Annotated in this window: 7 protein-coding genes; 2 read left to right on the top strand and 5 right to left on the bottom strand. The window is 50.4% G+C overall.

Annotation, left to right across the window (positions count from 1 at the left end; genetic code table 11):
* Positions 1–10: 10 nt before the first annotated feature.
* From ACYVC2_RS02510 to ACYVC2_RS02520, 3 genes are all read right to left on the bottom strand, one after another.
* The gene (locus ACYVC2_RS02510; RefSeq protein WP_461100700.1) at positions 11–3,256 is read right to left on the bottom strand and encodes a VCBS repeat-containing protein; all 3,246 of its coding nucleotides are present in this window, start codon (positions 3,254–3,256) and stop codon (positions 11–13) included.
* 132 nt (positions 3,257–3,388) lie between these two features.
* Positions 3,389–4,954, bottom strand: coding sequence for a RagB/SusD family nutrient uptake outer membrane protein (locus ACYVC2_RS02515; RefSeq protein ID WP_461100701.1), 1,566 nt, complete (start codon positions 4,952–4,954; stop codon positions 3,389–3,391).
* A 107-nt stretch (positions 4,955–5,061) separates the two neighbouring features.
* Entirely contained in the window at positions 5,062–8,160 is a 3,099-nt protein-coding gene (locus ACYVC2_RS02520; protein WP_461100702.1) for a SusC/RagA family TonB-linked outer membrane protein, read from the bottom strand.
* A 496-nt stretch (positions 8,161–8,656) separates the two neighbouring features.
* On the opposite strand from ACYVC2_RS02520, the gene ACYVC2_RS02525 reads away from it, so the two are divergent.
* Both ACYVC2_RS02525 and ACYVC2_RS02530 read left to right on the top strand, forming a co-directional pair.
* Positions 8,657–11,611 carry an FAD-binding and (Fe-S)-binding domain-containing protein gene (locus tag ACYVC2_RS02525; RefSeq protein WP_461100703.1) on the top strand — a complete coding sequence of 985 codons (2,955 nt, stop codon included), beginning with the start codon at positions 8,657–8,659 and terminating at the stop codon, positions 11,609–11,611.
* 240 nt (positions 11,612–11,851) lie between these two features.
* Complete coding sequence (locus tag ACYVC2_RS02530; RefSeq protein ID WP_461100704.1) at positions 11,852–14,434, top strand: GEVED domain-containing protein; 2,583 nt, start codon at positions 11,852–11,854, stop codon at positions 14,432–14,434.
* A gap of 19 nt (positions 14,435–14,453) precedes the next feature.
* Here ACYVC2_RS02530 and ACYVC2_RS02535 read toward each other — a convergent pair whose 3' ends face one another.
* Both ACYVC2_RS02535 and ACYVC2_RS02540 read right to left on the bottom strand, forming a co-directional pair.
* On the bottom strand, positions 14,454–15,851 hold the full coding sequence (locus ACYVC2_RS02535) for an APC family permease (RefSeq protein ID WP_461100705.1): 1,398 nt from the start codon (positions 15,849–15,851) through the stop codon (positions 14,454–14,456).
* A gap of 156 nt (positions 15,852–16,007) precedes the next feature.
* Positions 16,008–19,049, bottom strand: a complete 3,042-nt coding sequence (locus ACYVC2_RS02540) for a TonB-dependent receptor (RefSeq protein ID WP_461100706.1) — start codon at positions 19,047–19,049, stop codon at positions 16,008–16,010.
* Positions 19,050–19,236 lie beyond the last annotated feature (187 nt).

The following is a 19,236-nucleotide window of genomic DNA, read 5'->3' on the forward strand; positions in this document are numbered from 1 at the left end:
TGTTGTGGCCTTATCGCGGCTGACCAAGTTTCTCAAGCTGTTGCTTCTTTCCTGTACGGGGCTTAAACGTAAGTACGTTTTGGCCGTTGATACCAACCACAACGTACTTATTCACTTTTTTCACGTCCCGAACATCGCCCTGTACGTATAAACCCGTTTTGGCCGACGACATTTCACTGAATTGCCAATTTCTCTGATTGCTTAACAAAACGCCATGGTTGGCATCCACTTTGCCAATGCGGAGCCGCATCCGGGAATTATTTCCCATCAACAGCAGATCCGTTGTTCCATTATGATCGAAATCATCCGCCAGAATACCAAAGACGGGGGCATATTGAGCAGCCAGCGGCAACGCATGCGGCACTAAAACCCCATTCCTGTTTTCCAGCACCAGGGTTCGTAACTCATTGATTCGTTTGGTTTTCGCCTGGCGCAGTTGCTGCTCATCGAAACAGTTTTCAATACGCGCATCAGCATAGGCTTTATAAGTAGTGAATCGTTTGCGCAGAGAGGGGAGCTGCTCGCAAATCTCATCGCGCGAATAGGCCGGATATACCTTGCCCTGAATGCTATAACTCATAAAAAAATCGAGCGTTCCATTCTGATCGAAATCGTCATACGTCAGGGTAGCGGGCAGTTGCTCGCTGGCTCTGATTGGCGTATTCAGCCCCAGGTTCCCTACGATCAAGTCGTCGTCGCCATCGCCGTCCAGATCCGCTTTTTCGATACGATTCCACCAGCCAGCCAGGTTTTCATATGCTTCAAGGTGGTTAACGGACAGATTTCCTCGCTGATTCAGCAATACCGTAACCGGCATCCACTCACCAACAATCACGACATCTGGCCAGCCGTCTTTGTCAATATCCGAGACGGTAGCGTCCGACACAATTCCTAAATTACCCAGCGACCGTTTCGTGAATGTGGCCTTACCGTCGTTGATAAGCACGAAGCTTTCGTCTGACGCCGGAAACCGTAATGTTCGGATGCCCCCCCCAATAAAAAGGTCCATATCCCCATCCCGATCAATATCGATTGGTTTGACGCAGCTCCCATTTTCCGTTTCCTTGGGTAAGGGACTCGCTGTCAAAACGCCGTTTTTGTTCACCCAAAGTTGATCCTGACGCATTTCCGCCTGCCGGACGTTATAGCCTCCGTTGACCACGTACAAGTCGGGGCGCTTATCCCCGTTGAAATCCGCCAGCGTAGCATCCATATTCGTTCGCCCTTGTAGATCAGGGAGCAGTTGGGCCGAGAAAGAACTATCAGCATTTTGCCAGAATAGCCGACCCGGCTGCAGCGCGTTCCCCCCGATAAACAGGTCTGACAGATTATCGCCATTTACGTCTCCAACGGCCATACGCGGCCCCGTAGCGGAGTACTGCATCGGCAGCAAAATCTGCCCATCGAAATTATTGGTCGAATCTACCCGGTGACGAAAATCAAGCACATGGGCTTCGCTGGAGAATAGGGGGTCTGCGGCTTCGGATTTTGGCTCTATACTGGTTCGGGCCTGATTATAGTCCAGCGAAAGGCGCTGATTTAATTGAACGTTATTCAACTGCTGCGTCTTTCCGTCTGGCCAGCGTACGCGGACACGAGCGGATTTGGCACCGGTACTGACGCCAAATAACAGCTCACCGTGACTGCACGATTCGAAACCCCGCGTCGGAAAATACTCCTGTACCTGCTTTAGACTGTCTACTTCTACGGTCACTTTTGCACCTATTCCAAATGGATTAGCCGCAGAGCCTTTTAACCGAACGGTGATATACTTGGCGGAAGCCGTTTCGCGGATGGTATTTCGGTAAAGGCGGGCCGGCTCATTCAGATTGTTGGTGATGATGTCTAAGTCACCGTCGTTGTCCAGATCGGCATACGCACAGCCGTTCGAGATAGCGGGTTCGTCGAAGCCCCAGGCAGTTTGTTCGTTGGTAAAGGTTAGGTCGTGGTTGTTGCGAAAAATATAGTTTCTGGTCGGCGTAGAAGGCATCTGCCGAATCTGGTCGAGTACGGGCTGACCGGTAGCATTGTCTGAGAACTTGATAAAGTCGGCATCCGTAAAATCGCGCACGATCCCGTTACTCACGAAAATATCTTTGTAGCCATCCAGGTCGAAATCGGCCAGCAGTACGCCCCAACTCCAGTCGGTTCCCGACACTCCTGCCAGTTGGCTAATTTCGGTAAACTGCCCGTTCGGTTGCTGGATCTGCAGCATGTTTCGCATATTCTGATGCCAAAAGCCATTCTTCAACTGAGCCTGATAAACGTTCCAGTTGTCGGGCCAGGGCAATAATTTCTGACGGGCATTGCTTTCCGGCAGCATGTCGAGGGTCATCAGATCGGGGCGGGTATCATTGTTCAGATCCGCCACATCGGCACCCATTGCCGAGTACGACGTATGCTCTACCCGACTCCGCAGCTCATCGCGAAATGTACCGTCTCGCTGGTTGATGTAGCAGTAATCATCTTCAACGAAATCGTTCGTTACATACACGTCCGGGTAGCCGTCATCGTTCAGATCCGATACTGAAACGCCTAAGCCAAAGCCCAGGGGATTACTTTTGATACCGGCCTGTTCCGAGACATCGACAAATCGTTTATCCGGCCCCTGGTTCCGAAACAGTTTGTCGCCGGCGTTGTAGTCTCGTTCGGTGCGCATCACAGCCGCTTCCTTACGCTGGTAGTTTTTAAGGTTGTGGTTGATCAGAAAGCAATCCAGATCACCATCGCGATCATAATCGAAGAAGTTGGCCTGTACCGAATAGCCGCTGTCATCCAGCCCATACTCGGCGGCCCGGTCGGTAAAGGTCAGGTTATGGTTATTGACAAATAACTGATTCCTGCGTAACGAATCCGTTCGTAAGCCTGAGTAGCACACGTAAATATCGAGCCAGCCATCGGCATTGACATCGGCCAATGTAACGCCTGTCTTCCAGCCCCCTGTTCGACCGGCTACACCTGCCGCTGACGTTATGTCCTCAAATTTAAACTCACCCTTATTGAGAAATAGCTTGTTATTAGCCTGGTTGCCCGTAAAGTATAAATCGACAAGCCCATCGTTATTCAAATCTCCAGCGGCAATACCGGCACCGTTATAGAAGTACTCAAATGCCAGTACATTTTCCTGCTCGGTTTCTGTGAGCTGGTTGATGAATGAAACACCGGTATCTGTTGAATCTGTTCGTTGAAAGAGTGGATCGTTACTGGTACAGGAAGCCAGGAGCAGTAGACCCAGTAGAATTAACCCTGTTTTCATTAATAATAGTAACGAATAACAACCTGCTCTGAGTGCTGATTTACCGTAGATTAGTGTTCTTTAATCGCATCTATAAAAAGTAAACAGCAGCCTGTCACAGGCTGCTGTTTACTTTTTGTCCGTGAATCAAACTTAGTACCCGGGATTCTGCTTTAGGTTGGGGTTACTGTCAACCCCTTGCTGCGGAATGGGAAACAACACGGCTGTTGCAGGCGATTTGTTTGGACGCTGATCGACCGGATCGAGGAACGTGCCGAAGCGGATCTGATCGTTCCGGCGCCAACCTTCCCAGTATAATTCGTGTCCTCGTTCAGCGAGCAACGTAGGCAAATCGACGGCTGTAGCAGCTGCCACACCCCGCGTTGCGCGAAGGTTATTTACGATCTGCGTAGCCGACTGCCCCGTTGGGTCAGTACCTCCGCGAAGAATCGCTTCAGCTTTCATCAGTAAAACGTCCGCATAACGAAGAAAAACGTAGTCATTGGCTGGGTTATCCACAGCACCAGGCTGAGGCAGGTATTTAATTACCCGAATACCTTTGTTTTCCAGCGCATATGCGATGTTTACGTCAGGCGTAAATTGAAGAGGTTTACCACTACGGTCCAGGACCTGAGTAGCTGCACCCGATTTGACGATGTACTGCTGACCAACAAGGAAACCTGAATTCAGACCCGTTACGGGGGTCAAATCAGAAACCGAGCCACCCCGTCGTTCGTCTTTGGCATCGAAGCTGTTGTAGAAATCAGCCAGCGTCGTAAAACCATTCCAGGCATTTACATACTGGTTGTAGTGCAGCGTCATGTAATACCGGTTCCGTACGTTACCTGGCTGACTGGCCGTTGAGTTCGAGATCGTAAAAATCAATTCCTTCGAGCGGGTTTTATTTTCCCAGTGGAAGTTATCGAAGTATTTCCCGGCAGCCGTTAGGGTAAACTTCCCAGAGTTGATTACGGCATTGCTGAAGTAAATGCTGGAATCCATATCTGCCTTGGCAAATGTGAACGGTCCCGAAGGACTTGCTGGGTCCTGGTTATACACAGCCCGGTTCAGATACATTTTTGCCAGCATGGTAGCGGCTGCTTCTTTCGTAGCGACGCTGGGGGCAGCCGCTGCCAGATTAGCGTAGGCGTAACGCAAATCGCTGATTACGTAGTTCGATGCCTCTTTCCGGCTAAACACTCTAGGGTTGGATTCAGCATCGTCGGTTACCAGACGAAACGGAACCTGCCCAAACATATCTACGAGGTAAAACATGTAGAATGCCCGCAGAAAACTAGCCTCCGCTTTCTGTTGCGTTGTCGCCGTAGCTATCGATATAGTCTGGGTTGCCCGGAAGACACCACTGTTCAGGTCATTCCATGTACCGATGATCAGTGGGTGGGTGGGGTCCCAGGTATGCTGGTGAAGCTTCCGCCACTGGCCGAAGTCATCCCAGTCCGTACCCCGCGTTGGTCCCATCATTTCATCTGAGGGGTGTTCTTCCATAGCGTAGGTGTTTCCCTGGTTCGTGGCAATTGTGTTCAATTGCTGATAAGCGCCCTGCAACGAACTGACTGGATCTAGCGGAACAGCAGTCGACGAAGCACTGGTAGCCGATATTTTTCCGTAGACAGTGTCATCCAGATCAGAGCAACCAACTGTACCGAGTATAGTAGCTATGCCAAGTACACCGATTATCTGGTATTTCGAGAAATTCATTTTGTGTATAATATTAAGTGAACCATTGGTTGTTGTTTACCCTTCGTATTATTTCAGCTACTGAAAAAGTACTAAAACATATACGAAACGTAACCTATTTTGGTTGCTTAAAAGCCAACATTTAACCCCAGCGTAACTGTTCTTGGGGTTGGATAAGGCGTATAGTCAATACCCAGCGACGGAATATTGTTGTACGTCTTCACCGTGTTCACATCTGGATTGAGACCCGTATAGCCCGTGAAGAGCAATAAGTTCTGCCCCGTGGCCGAAATCGTCAGAGACTTCGCAAATCCACCTTGTGGCAAATCGAACCGATACCCTATCGACGCGTTCGTCAGCCGGATGTAGTCGCTTTTTTCCAGGAAACGGGTCGAAACAGAACCTGAGTTCAGGCCACTTTCCGGGCTATTCAGCGCATCGTAGGTTACGTTCTTACCGCTTTTCAACGGCGCTTTCAGGAACAATGCATTGGCGGTATTATTGTAGATGTACCCTCCGAATTGGCCGTTGAAGAACAGACTGGCATTGAATTTACCAAATGTAAAGTTATTGGTCAGCCCCAGCCGGATTTTAGGAAGTGGGCTTCCCTGATATGCTGACGCTCCGCCGTTTGCGTAGGTGCCAAGGCCTTCTGTATCATAGCCTGTAAAAGTCGGCATGTAGAAGGTGAAAATCGGATACCCACTCGTTATAACCTGTGCATAAGCACCTGACAAACCCTGTCCGTTAATCGTACCTGTAGGAACCGTCGTACCGAGGTTTTTTACGGTGTTGTTCAGGAATGTCATGTTATACAGTACCTCCCAGGAAAATGTCTTCTTCTGAACAGCCTGGAAGTTTAACGACAACTCGACCCCTGAGTTGATGATCTCCCCTGGTAAGTTTACCCATCTGTATTGTACAGGTGCAGGCTGTGCGTAGAATACCTGAAACAAGGTATTGGTCGACGATTTATGGAAGTAATCGACCGAACCCCCTAACCGACCTTTCAGAATGCTGAAATCGACCCCAGCGCCAACCGTTGTGTTCTGCTCCCATTTCAGGTTTGGATTGGGGTTATTCTGCTGTGTCGTTGATCCATCGGCGTTTACGGTGAAAATAATTTTCGAAGCACCACCCGCAAAATCCTGATTACCGGTCACCCCGTAATTGACACGCAGTTTCAGGTCATCGAACACATTCTTAGGAATGAAGGCTTCTTCCGACAAGCGCCAGGCAGCGGCCACCGATGGAAAATACCCGTATTTGTTATTTATCCCAAACCGTGATGAGCCATCGACACGCAACGTACCAGTGAAGATATATTTCTCATTGATGTTGTAGATAGCCCGGCCAAAGAACGATTGCAGATCGTTGCGAGTGTGGTCTGATCCCGCTCCATACGATGTCCGTCCGTTGGCATTCGCCGAACCAATGGCATCGATGTAACTGATCTGACTTTCGTCGAATGGGAAATTACCGGCCAACAGGAAATTACCCTGATTTTCGAAGTTCTGGTACGAGAAGCCCAATAAAGCTTCAAGAGTCCCGATACCAGCCTTCTTATTGTAGTTAGCCGTGTATTCTACTAAGCGAGAGTTGCGATAGCGATTCTGAATATAAGCGGCCCCACCAAGACCCGTGTCATTGCTTCTGGGGATGGTTAGCGTAACCAGGTTGGGAATAAGAGCGAAGGTAAAGCCACTGTTATTCAACCGGGAATCGAAAGCAGTCCGGCGAACCGACCCTGAGTTGTCGATACCAAAGTTGGCTTTCAATGACAATCCGTCGAGTATTTTCCAGGTTATTCCCGCATTGGCCAACGTCCGGTTGGTTTGCCCGCCATCCTGGTTATAAGCTAAAATAGCTGATACGTTACGATAGTCGCCACCTGGCTGATAGAACGTTCCGTCTGGGTTATAAACGGGATATGTGGGGTTAGCCTGAAGTGCAGCACCGATCAGACTTCCCTGAGCACCCGCGTTATCGCTGTTGAGTACATACGTATCTGTTACACCCGATGTCGTAGCGTTCAGATCGATGACAACCTTATCGTTGAATAGCTCGTGCGAGGCATTGATCCGGCCCGTTAGCCGTTTTTGTCCTGAATTTTTTATAATCCCCTGCTGATCCTGGTAGCCCAGCGAGAAAAAATAGCGCGTATTTTCGTTACCGCCCCCGAAACCTAAGTTGTAGGTTTGGGTAATCCCGGTCCGTAAAATCTGGTCCTGCCAATCTGTTGTAGCCCCTTTGTTTACCACGGAGGCATCCCCACCAGCCGCGGTTACGCCCTTCAGAAAGTCGGCTGCGTTCAGCAGATCGTACCGTTTCATAGCCGTCGATACGCTCCCCGAGGCCGAGAAAGTCAGGCTTTGCTGACCAGCCTTTCCTTTGCGGGTTGTTATCAATACAACTCCGTTAGCACCACGAGACCCATAAATAGCAGCCGCAGAAGCGTCTTTTAGCACAGAGATGTTTTCGATATCGGCCGGGTTGAGGAAGGACAGTGGGTTACGAGCCGAACTGGTACCACCACCGAAATCGACACCACCGGCATCACTGGTATTTCCCCCGTCAAGCGGAACACCATCGATAACGAACAGCGGATTGTTACCACCCCGTAACGATGAAGTACCCCGAATCTGCACGTTGATACCAGCACCCGGTTCACCACTCGAGGGGGTGATCTGAACCCCGGCAACACGACCTTGCAGCATTTGCTCGGGAGAAGAGATAACCCCTTTGTTAAAGTCCTTCGGCCCCAGCGACGATACCGCTCCGGTTGCGTCCTTGACACGTTGGGTACCATACCCTACTACTACGACCTCCTGCAGGGCTTTGGTATCGTCAACTAATTGCACGTCGACGGTCGAGCGGTTGCCTACGGCCACTTCCTGGGTGGCATAGCCAATAAAGCTCAAGACCAATGTAGCACCATCCGGAACGCCTGGCAGGCTATATTTCCCATCCGCGTCGGTAGTAGTACCGCGTGCTGTTCCTTTCAGCTGAATGCTTACACCTGGTAAGCCAAACCCCGTTTGGTCGCTTACTTTACCTGTTACGGTACGCCCTTGCGCCCATGCCACTGAATTACTCAGCAGCAACATCATTGCCAGCAGGGGGAAAAAGCCCAATAAAGCTTTTCGCCCAAATGCCTGGGGTTGGAAATGCCCAACCTGACCTACCCAGCCACCAAAGCGACTAATTTTGTAGGATTTGTCCATCATAGGTTTACAGTAAAAATTAAACATTTAGTAATTTTGGGTTAAAGCCTATAAACTCATGTTTATTAAACTATGTTTTATCGTCTTTTAATCCTATGTAAGTAAGATACAAAAAACAGTATTTGTATCTCTTTTGTAGTAAAAAGGCGAGAAATAATAGCATGTAAACTCGAACCTAGTAGCAAATTACATCATGCCACCGTCAAAATACAAATAGCACTGGTTAAAATTGAAACAATGCTAGTCAAAATCGTATCATAAAATTTCTTAAATAAATACAATAATTTTGAATTATTTTAGGATAAAGTTTTACTGTAGTCTCCTTATCTCTTATCTATCAGGCAATTGCGTTATAAACATTCGATAAGGCTTTTTAACTTTTCTAACATAAGGACTCGGATATATTCCTGATTTCTCTCGAAAAAATGTGGTAATAACACCTATTTTTGCCTGATGATTTTAATGGCTGACGACCGAAATTTGGTTTATATTAGTGTCTATGCGCTCAGAATTGCTCCAAAATTTAGCTACGCAGCTGGCTGGTGACCTTTTCTATGACTCGGTCTATCGGACACTGTATGCAACGGATGCATCGGCTTACCGGGAAGTCCCAACGGCTGTTGCGTTTCCTGAAACAATCGACGATCTAAAAACGCTGATTGCCTTTGCCAGACAGAATAAGACATCCCTGATTCCGCGTACAGCCGGGACCTCCTTGGCGGGTCAGGTAGTGGGAAGTGGAATTGTAGTCGACGTTTCCCGGCATTTTACTAAAATCCTGGAAATCAATCCTGAAGAACGCTGGGTACGGGTTCAACCTGGGGTTGTTCGCGACGAACTCAACCAGTACCTGAAACCTTACGGGCTTTATTTTGGGCCCGAAACCTCTACCGCCAACCGGGCTATGATTGGGGGCATGGTCGGCAATAATTCCTGCGGCTCCAACTCGGTTGTATACCGGGCTACCCGCGAACATACACTGGCCGTAAAAGCCTTGCTGGCCGACGGGTCGGAGGTCGAATTTAGTTCGATGAGCGGCTGGGATTTCACGAAAGCGGTTAGCGAAGCCAGCCGAAAAAACGGATCGGCTACGCTGGCCGACAAGATCCTACTCAAAACGAATGCGATCCTGGCCGACCAGAACAACCAGGCCGAAATCCGACGTAATTTTCCCAAGAAAACCATCGAACGGCGAAACACCGGATATGCACTGGATGCGCTGCTCGATATGGAGCCGTTCACCACGGGTGGGGAGCCGTTCAATCTATCGAAATTCATTGCGGGCTCAGAAGGCACGCTGTGCTTTCTGACCGAAATCAAACTGAATCTGGTGCCACTGCCACCGAAAGAAAGCGGGCTGGTCTGCGTTCATTGCCATTCGATCGACGAAGCGTTGCGGGCCACACTGGTAGCCTTAAAGTACAAACCCTATGCCGTCGAACTCATCGACGACATTATTCTCGAACGTGCCGACACCAACCCGGAACAGCGGAAGAACAGCTTTTTTGTTCAGAAAACCCCGACCGATCATTTCCCGATTATTCTGGTCGTCGACCTCTCCCGCGACACGCGTGCCGAAATAGAACAACTTTCGGTTGCCATGATCGCCGAGATGCAGGCACACAATCTGGGTTATCATTACCCGCTACTGTTTGGTGACGATACGAAAAAAATATGGACGCTCCGTAAGGCCGGTCTGGGCTTGCTGGGTAACCTGCCCGGCGACGAAAAAGCGGTGGCCGTGATTGAGGATACAGCCGTCGATGTCAGCGATTTACCCGATTATATCCGGGATTTCAACGAAATTCTGACTAAGCACAACATGCATTCGGTTCACTATGCCCACGCGGGTTCGGGTGAGCTGCATCTGCGCCCCATTATTAACCTGAAAACCGAAGAAGGACACCGGCAGTACCGGCTGATTGCCGAAGAAATCGCTACGCTGGTGAAAAAATACAACGGTTCGCTGTCGGGCGAACACGGCGACGGCCGGCTCCGGGGCGAATTTATTCCGCAGATGGTGGGTCCGCACAATTACGAGCTGATGCGGCAGATTAAACATACCTGGGACCCAGAGGGTGTTTTTAACCCCGGAAAGATCGTCGAAACGCCCCCGATGGACACCTTCCTGCGGTATGAGGCCGGTCAGCAAACCCCAGGCTTTCAGACTTATTTCCGGTACAAGGACCAGACCGTTCTGCAACATGCCGAACAATGCAACGGATCGGGCGACTGCCGTAAAACCCAGGCTTCGGGCGGCACCATGTGCCCAAGCTACATGGCTACTCGTAACGAAAAAGATACCACACGGGCCCGGGCAAACATCCTGCGGGAAATGCTGACCCGCTCACCGAAAGAAAACCGCTTCGACCATGAGGAAATCAAAGCTGTTTACGACCTGTGCCTGTCGTGTAAAGCCTGCAAGAGCGAGTGCCCCTCCAACGTCGACGTGGCTAAGCTGAAAGCTGAGTTCCTGCAGCACTATTACGATGCGAACGGCGTACCGATCCGGTCGCGGCTAGTTGCCAATTTCGCCCGGTTATCGGGTCTGGCCTCGTGGGTGCCCTGGGCCTGGAATGGCGTACTGGGCACGCCCTCTCTTCGGCGTCTGGCGAACCGTATGGTTGGTTTTCATCCGGACCGGAGCATGCCGTCAATGGGAAAAACGACGTTGAAGCGGTGGGCAGCTGGCAGAGCGCAGCGGGTCACTCAGGGCCAAAGCCCTATGCGACTTTACCTTTTCTGTGACGAATTTACCAACTTCAACGACGTAGAGGTTGGACAGAAAGCGATTCAATTGTTCGAGCGGCTGGGCTACGAAGTGATCATACCCGATCATGGCGAAAGCGGTCGGGCAGCGCTGTCGAAAGGCATGTTGAAATACGCTAAGACCCTGGCTGAGCGCAACGTCCGACAGTTGAAGAACCTGGTAACGGCCGAAACTCCACTGGTCGGGCTGGAACCGTCGGCGATCCTCACCTTCCGCGACGAATACCCCGACCTGGTCGATGAATCGCTGATAGCGGATGCCAGACATATTGCCGAACATACGTTGACCTTCGAAGAATTTATCGCTCGGGAACTTGAAGCAGGACGCATCCGACCGGAGCAGTTTACGAACGAGAACCGGCTCGTGAAGCTGCACAGCCATTGTCAGCAAAAAGCTGTCTCGTCGCAGGTTCCGGGAAAGAAAGCGCTATCGTTGCCCCAAAATTATACGGTTCAGTTGATTCCGTCGGGTTGTTGCGGTATGGCCGGTTCATTCGGTTACGAAGCCGAACATTACGACGTATCGATGCAGGTGGGCGAACTGGTTCTATTTCCAACGGTTCGTCAGCAACCCAACGACGTTATTATCGCGGCACCGGGTACTTCCTGTCGCCATCAGATTAAAGATGGTACTTCACGTAAGGCCCTGCACCCCGCCGAAATTTTATTCGATGCCCTGAAATAGGGCTTTATTCACTCAAAGCAGCCTGGTCATCAGGCAAGCCGGATAGCCAAACGAGTTATCTAGCCTGCCTGATGACCAGGCTGCTTCTTTTCGCATAAATTTTATCTTACAAATTACCTCATAAGAAAACCATTAATGATTTCATAGATCATATCAAAAATATTTAACCTATAAATTACTCAAATAGTATTATGTTTAACATGATATTCTATCCATCTGGCATGATAATCTTTACTTCCTATGGGAAACTATTTACGGTTAGCGGCCATATTCTTAAGTTTATTACCTACCCTACTTCGCGCCCAACATCCTACACAGGCGGGTCCGGCTTTCTGCGGTACACCTAATCTGACAGTAGCTGAGCGGCAGGCCATAAATCAGCAAGCGGCTGTTGCTTATGAGCAAAAACGAGCGAAAGCTGCATTTACGTCTATCACGTACGTACCCATCCGCCCGCATATCCTACGGAAGAGCAATGGCACAGGTGGCATGGACCTGGCCAGTCTGAATCAGGTAATGGCTATTACCAACAGCTATTATCTGCTCAATGGATACGGTATTCAGTTTTATTTTTGCGGTACATCCCCAGATTACGTAGACAACGACGGACAGTACGACAACATGAGTGACGAAGAAACCGTCACCCGGGGGCATGATGTATCCAACGCCCTGAATCAGTATTACGTCAACTCGTTCATTTCCGGCGCCGGTGGTTACGCCTACTATCCGGGCAACTTCGTGGCCTCGACCCGCTCTTTTATCCTGAACGAGACCTGGAGTCCGGACGATATGGGAAACCGGCTGATTCCCCACGAGTTAGGTCATAACTTCAATCTTGTGCATACATTTGGCGAAGTATCGGGCAACGGTACGCTCAATTCCGGCACAACGACCGAACTGGTTACCCGGGGCACGGGTGCAAACTGCACGACCGATGGCGACTATGTCTGCGATACGCCCGCCGACCCATACAACAACTCAGGAGCCAGACTAGTCTACGTAAACGGGTGCGTTCAATACGATAGCAGCAGCACCGCCCGCGACGCCAACGGGGAGGCTTATTCGCCGTCTCTGTCCAACATCATGTCGTACTATTTCCCTTGTACACATAATTTCACCCCTGGTCAATACGACCGAATGCAGGCGGGACTGGCGCTGCGTCAGACGCACACGGCTTATACCTTAGACTGTGCGCCGACGCCCGTAGCAGCTCCGACTAACCTGGTTGCATCCCTGGATAATAGTAATATCGTACTGTCCTGGCGGGATAATGCCACCAATGAAATGGGGTATTTCATCGAACGGTCGCTTTCACCCAGTGAGAATTTTATACCGATTGGCGGAGTAGGTCCTAACACGACCACCTTCACCGATTCCAGAACGGCTCCTTTCACGAAGTACTATTACCGGCTTCGGCCATCCAACGCAACTACGTCTGGACTGAGCCAAGTAATCAGTATCCAGACCCTCTCATGCCACCCAACGTATTTGACCCAATGCTCCGAAACAGACGGCATATCGAGTGTAGCAGTGAACGGAGTGATGCTAAGTCAGAATACGATGTGTATGCCAGGCAGTTATAGCAGCTTTACGACCACAACAACATCGGTACGAGCCGGTATGTCCTATTCGATATCGGGTACGCTACTTAATCCAACTTTTCCGGAAGGGGTAACGGTATGGGCCGATCTGGATCGAAACGGTATATTCGACTCCGGCCAGGGCGAACAGCTGTTCCAGACGCCAACAACGGTTACCGGCCAGTTTTCAGGAACGATCAGTCTGCCTGCCAGTCTGTCTGTCGGAGCGTTACCGATTCGGGTTACAATCGCCTACGCTACGATTCCTACCGACCCATGCGGCACCTACAACTACGGCGAGACGGAAGATTATGTGCTGACTGTCGTACAGCAGGGTAGCACTGCTCAGCCGATGGCCGATCTGAACTTAGATCTGCGGCAAAACAGGATCATATTGGGTGTCAATCAGCCGGTAAGCTATTCACTGATAGTACGGAATGACGGACCAGATAATGCTACGGGTATTCAATGGCAGAATCGGTTACCGGAAGGCTTGCTGTTTGTCAGTGGCGGAACGGATGTATCGGCCGCTGGCGCACTAGTTACGGGGGGTAGCAGCTTTTCGTTAGCGGTCGGTCAGAGCAGGACTTTTACGTATCAGCTTCAGCCTTCTTTAGCCGGTATGTATGTCAATGCTGCTCAGATTAGTAGTAGCGATCAGACCGATCCTGACTCGCAACCCGGCTCGGGTACCGGCGATGGGCAGGACGATGCAGCAGCGGTATCCATGCGAACAATGGCCGGAAGCAATGCCATTTATGCTTCGCCTAATCCTAACCAGATGCCAATGCCAGCCGTTATCTCCAACCAGCCACTGCCTGATCCCACTAAAGCCGATTTGTCGGTGGCAATCATGGCCAATCAGCGCGTACCAACGATGGGACAGCCCGTAACGTTTACGCTCAGCGTTAGCAATATGGGAGGTGTGCCAGCCACTAATGTCATCGTTCGGGATACGCTGCGCGGTATGGCACTACAGTCCTTACCACTTGGCCTGAATGTCATCAGCAATAACAGTGCTTATACACTCATCGAAGGAACGATTGCCGCTTTGGCCGTCAATACCGTTACGCAGTGGGTTTTTACGGCAACTATTGGGTCGTCGACTGCGGTGAATAATTCGGCTCAGATATGGGCAACGGACACACCAGACGCGGATTCTGTACCGGGAAGCCTAACGCCAATGGCCAATAATTTCAACGGTGAAGACGATATCGCCTGGATTGATTTTCGGATAAGATAGTGAACCCGTCGGAAGTACCTTACCGATAGTCGGTTGCAGGTTCCGCTTTGGCGAAGGGCCATTGCTTTCGAACCCCGGCCGACGTCAGGAAAGCAATAACGCCCAGAACCGTTACGGCCAGCCCGGACAGCATGAACCCTAAACCGGTCGAGAAAAAAATAAATACCCAGACCCCGATGGCCAGCACTACGGGTAACGGATACAGAGGCATTCGGAACGGAAACTCAGCCGCGGCCCGCCGACGGTGTAACAACAGCAAACCCACGGCCTGGCCAACGAACTGGATCATAATTCGCATTGCCAGAATAGCTGTAATGACGTCGCCCAGCCGGAACAGCAGGCTAAAGACAAAACCGAGTCCGCCTAAAAACAACAGCGAAACGTACGGAAACTGCCGCGTCGGATGCAATCGGGCGAAGATTTGAAAAAACTGTCCGTCGACGGCAGCAGCATAGGGTACCCGTGAGTACCCCAGCAGTACGGCAAATAATGACGAAAAAGCCACCAACAATACAAGTACCGTTGCCAGACGGGCAGCCTGGGGCCCATAAAGGATTTCGACAAAGGTGCTGACGATGAAATCACTATTCTGGGCAATTTGCCAGGGTACTACACTCACCACGCTAATGTTCATCAATAGATACAGGAGGGCAATACCCACAATCGAGATAAACATACTCAGGGGAATATTCCGCGTAGGCTGCTGAATTTCGCTGCCTAAATGGCAAACGTTGTAGTAGCCCAGGTAGCAGTAAATGGTTTTGACAGAAGCCTGCCCCAGGCCCGCAGCGATCAGTCCGCCACTCACCGACCCAACCGATTGTAGCGTGTCCGACAACGGAATCCGGGCGTTGCTTAAGCCGCCGACAATAATCCAGCCGAGTGTAAGCAGCACCGCTCCCCACATGACCAGACCTATTTTACCGACCGAATCAATTTTTCGGTACAGTAACGCAATGATAATCAGCACCACAACTCCCGAAACGATCTTGCGTTGCCACTCTTCCAGCGGCATCAGGTACGAAGCATATTGAGCGAAGCCGATGGCGCCCGACGCCATAACCAGAGGTGCCTGAATCAGCGTTTGCCAGACATAGAGAAAAGACAACAGTTTGCCCCATCGCTGCTCCCCGTAGGAAATTTTGAGGAAGTTATAACTGCCGCCGGCCCGCGGAAAAGCGGCCCCCAACTCAGCCCACACAAACGCGTCGACCAGCGAAACAACCGCTCCCAGCACCCACGCCCACAGAAACTGCGGTCCGCCAAGGGTTTTGATGACTAATGGCAACACAACAAACGGACCGATCCCGACCATGTCGATCATGTTTAGCGCCGTGCCTTGCAGCAGCGTCAACTGCCGGGGCAGGGCAGTTGATGAGGTTTCAGGAAGTTGATCGGAAGGTGTAGCGTTACTCAATACAGTAGAGGATAACAGAAACCGGGCAAAGCAGAAACTAATTATTCCTGAAAGCTTAGAAACGTGGTAAAAGTTCGATCAGTAAAAGGCGTATCATAACAAAAAGCCCGGCTTTCAGCTACGAAGGCCGGGCTTTTTACGGATAGGCACCGATCGTTAATTCATCAACTGGTCGAAGGTAAGACTGACGTAGTACATAGACCCGACGGTCGGATTTCCCCAACCTGTTGTGTACTCTTTTTGCAGAATATTATTCCCCCCAATCTTGATGATCGAGTGAATCGAAGAGATACGCTTGTTGACCTGGGCATCAAGGGTGCCGAAAGCCGGAATGATAGGCCGGTTATTTATATCGGAACTAATGTTGATGTTGGGGTTTCCTAAGGACGACTGCCACTCGAAAGCGTCCTGATAGCGGTAAACGATATTGAAGCCGAACCCACTACCCCGAATATTTCGATTACCGAGGCTGATGTTATACCGGTATTTAGGCGTGTTGTATTTAACCTGGAAGCCGTCCTCCAGCGTGTTCTTGTTCATTTCGCCACTAAACAGACCCACTCCACCCGTGTTCAAGGTGTTGTTGGATACATTACCTCCTACCTGAAAATTACCGGGTAAGGAGTAATCAACGCCTATACCAAATCCCTGCGTTTTGATTGGGCTGGTATAATTTTTAGAGATAGAATAAACGTTACGTGTGGTTGCTCCCGTCGGCTGAATCAGGGTAACCGATCCAATAAAATCGTGGTACGTACTATTGTAATAGTAAGCGTCTATCAGTAGCCGGCTGTTGATCAGGCCTTTGTAACCAAACTCGATCGTCGAAACGCGTTCAGGCTTGAAGGTAGGAAAATCATACGGTTTGGGCTGCCCTGCCAGAATGGACTCGTATGTATATGTGTTGGCTGAGGTTAGATTATATTTTTGCAGCAAAGGTGGCAGAGCCCCGATCAGCCGAGCCTGCGGAGTCAACAGGTCGATGTACTGATCCTGTGTGGTTGGGATTCTAAACCCTGTCTGGAAGGAAGCCCGGATGTTGTTGTTCCGATTTACGCTGTAAACAGCCGACAGACGGGGGTTGAATTGTCCCTTAAAATTCTCGTTTTTGTCGTACCGTAAAGCGCCGGTCAACCGAAGTTTGTCCGCAATGCTTTTTTGCAGCTGGGCATAAACGCCATATTCTTTAATCGTCGGTTCTTTTCCGTTGTTATTGTAAAAGATAGTTCCGTCCGAGTTTAATTCATAAATCCGGTAGTTCCCACCGACGATCAGCTCAACTGTCTTAGGATCGACAAGCTTGTTGAAATTATACATAGCCTCGAGGTGGTACAGATTCGTTCGGTCCTGGAATTTAGCCCCTACCCCATTGGCATCTCCTGGAATTGCTTTGCTGGTAACCTCTTTCAGCTTTGCTTCAAACTCCGGTGTGCCGGGCTTATAAACCTGTCCATTGCCAACGCCAGGCAGTTGCAGGACCTGATTGAAGTATGTGTTCGCATTGGCCTGACTGGCCAGCACGGCACCCTGGTAAGCAAGCAGTGGGTTGATCCCCGTAGCCAGCCGAGTCTGTAAGTCCGCAGCAAATGCCGGAAAGCTTATCCCCGCATAGTTACCCGCTACACCTCCGAAATAGGCCGCCGTGGGTGCTGTATTGACGACGGGACCATTGGCGGTCTGATTCACGACCCACGTATTATTCATACCCAGACCAGCAATCCCGACCGCATAGGCATCTCCCGACCGCTCCTGGGTGGTATACGCCCGCACGAAGAAGTTAGACCCACGCACTTCCGCTTTATACTGCCCGACGTTGAACCGATTCAGGTAGTAACGATCTGCTCCTGTATAAACGGTGGTACCCGTACCCCAGTTAGCCTGCAAGATAGCTTCGGCCTTTTCGCCGATCCGGTAGTGCAATGACCCGTTAAGTTTCAGGCTTTTGGCAGAATAATCGACCAAATCCCGTTCGCGGTAGCCCGTGCGGGTATAATTGAAGTTCAGCGGCCCCGAATACAGATCTGTCAATACCCGATCATAGGCCTGTGCAGGGGTCAGGCCTGCCACGGGTCCGAACTGGTTGGCTAGCTGCATGATTCCCTGGTTGAGGGGCAGCAGCGGTGACCCCGAACCAGGGGTAGCTTGTGCGAGCGCGCTTCGAAGTATCTGGTATTGGGTGAATCCCGGATCCGTATCACCGTAAATATTGATGCCGTCATATCCCCGGTTAGTAGCTCGTGTTCCCGATAAGCCAGCCCCATTGACTAGGCTCTGATCCCGGTAGTCGGTAGCCTGCCAGTCCTGAGCGGCCAAATAACCGACATTGACCTTGAACGCAACTTTGTTGTTGAACGCTTTCGCGTAGCGTATGGATACGTCCGTATAAGGGGTAGCACCAAGCTTTTCCTCGCTGTATCGTTTGGTCCGGTTGCTGGCATTCATCAGCCCAACTTTTACATTCGCGCTTAACCCCTGGTACAAAAATGGACTTTTACTGGTAGTCAGTAACAGGCCGTTGATCGCGTTGGGACCATATAGGGCCGAAGCGGCTCCGGGTAGGAGTTCAACGCTTTCGACATCCAGTTCCGACATTCCGACAATATTCGCTACGGAGAAATTCAGGCCAGGTGCCTGATTGTCCATCCCATCCATCATTTGTACGACCCGCGTATTGCCATTCCCGGAAAACCCTCTGGTATTGAAGTTGCTGAACGTGACACTCTGCGTCGACATTTCCACACCTTTCAGGTTCCGGAGCGCATCATAAAAACTCGGTGCCGGCGTATTCTGAATCGCACGAATATCCATTTTTTCAATGGATACGGGGGATTGCATGACGCTTTCCTCTACCCGCGATGCCGCTACGACGACCTCCTGACCGAGTATCGGCTGTTCTTTCAAACTCACGTTCAAATCTGTCCGGTTGCCGTCGATAACGAACGACTGCGTTTGAAAACCGACACCCGATACGGCAATGGTAAAGGGCGTAGGGGTCGTGGTCGTTAAAGCGAAGTTACCGCGTTGGTCAGTGATGGTGCCAATCACTTTTCCCTTTACAGCTATACTGATCCCGGCCAGGTTTTCTTTTTTTGCTTCGTCGGTCACTCTCCCGGCTACGCGCGTCTGCGCGGATACGGCGCTGGTTAATAAACAGAAAAGACTCAGTAGGAATGCTGAGTACAGGTATAGTTTTCTCATAAACGGATGGGTTTGATACTATGAAGAAATCGCTTACTGGCTAATGGGCTAAACATACGGAGAAATCTTATTTTTAGTCAATATTTTCTTCTAATCAACAAACTAGCGTTCCGACGGCGATCTTCCTACACGCACACATTTCCCGTCGGCTTATAGTAAATTTGCTCGTGTACATACTTCTGTATCA

It is taken from the genome of Spirosoma koreense (assembly GCF_054777875.1).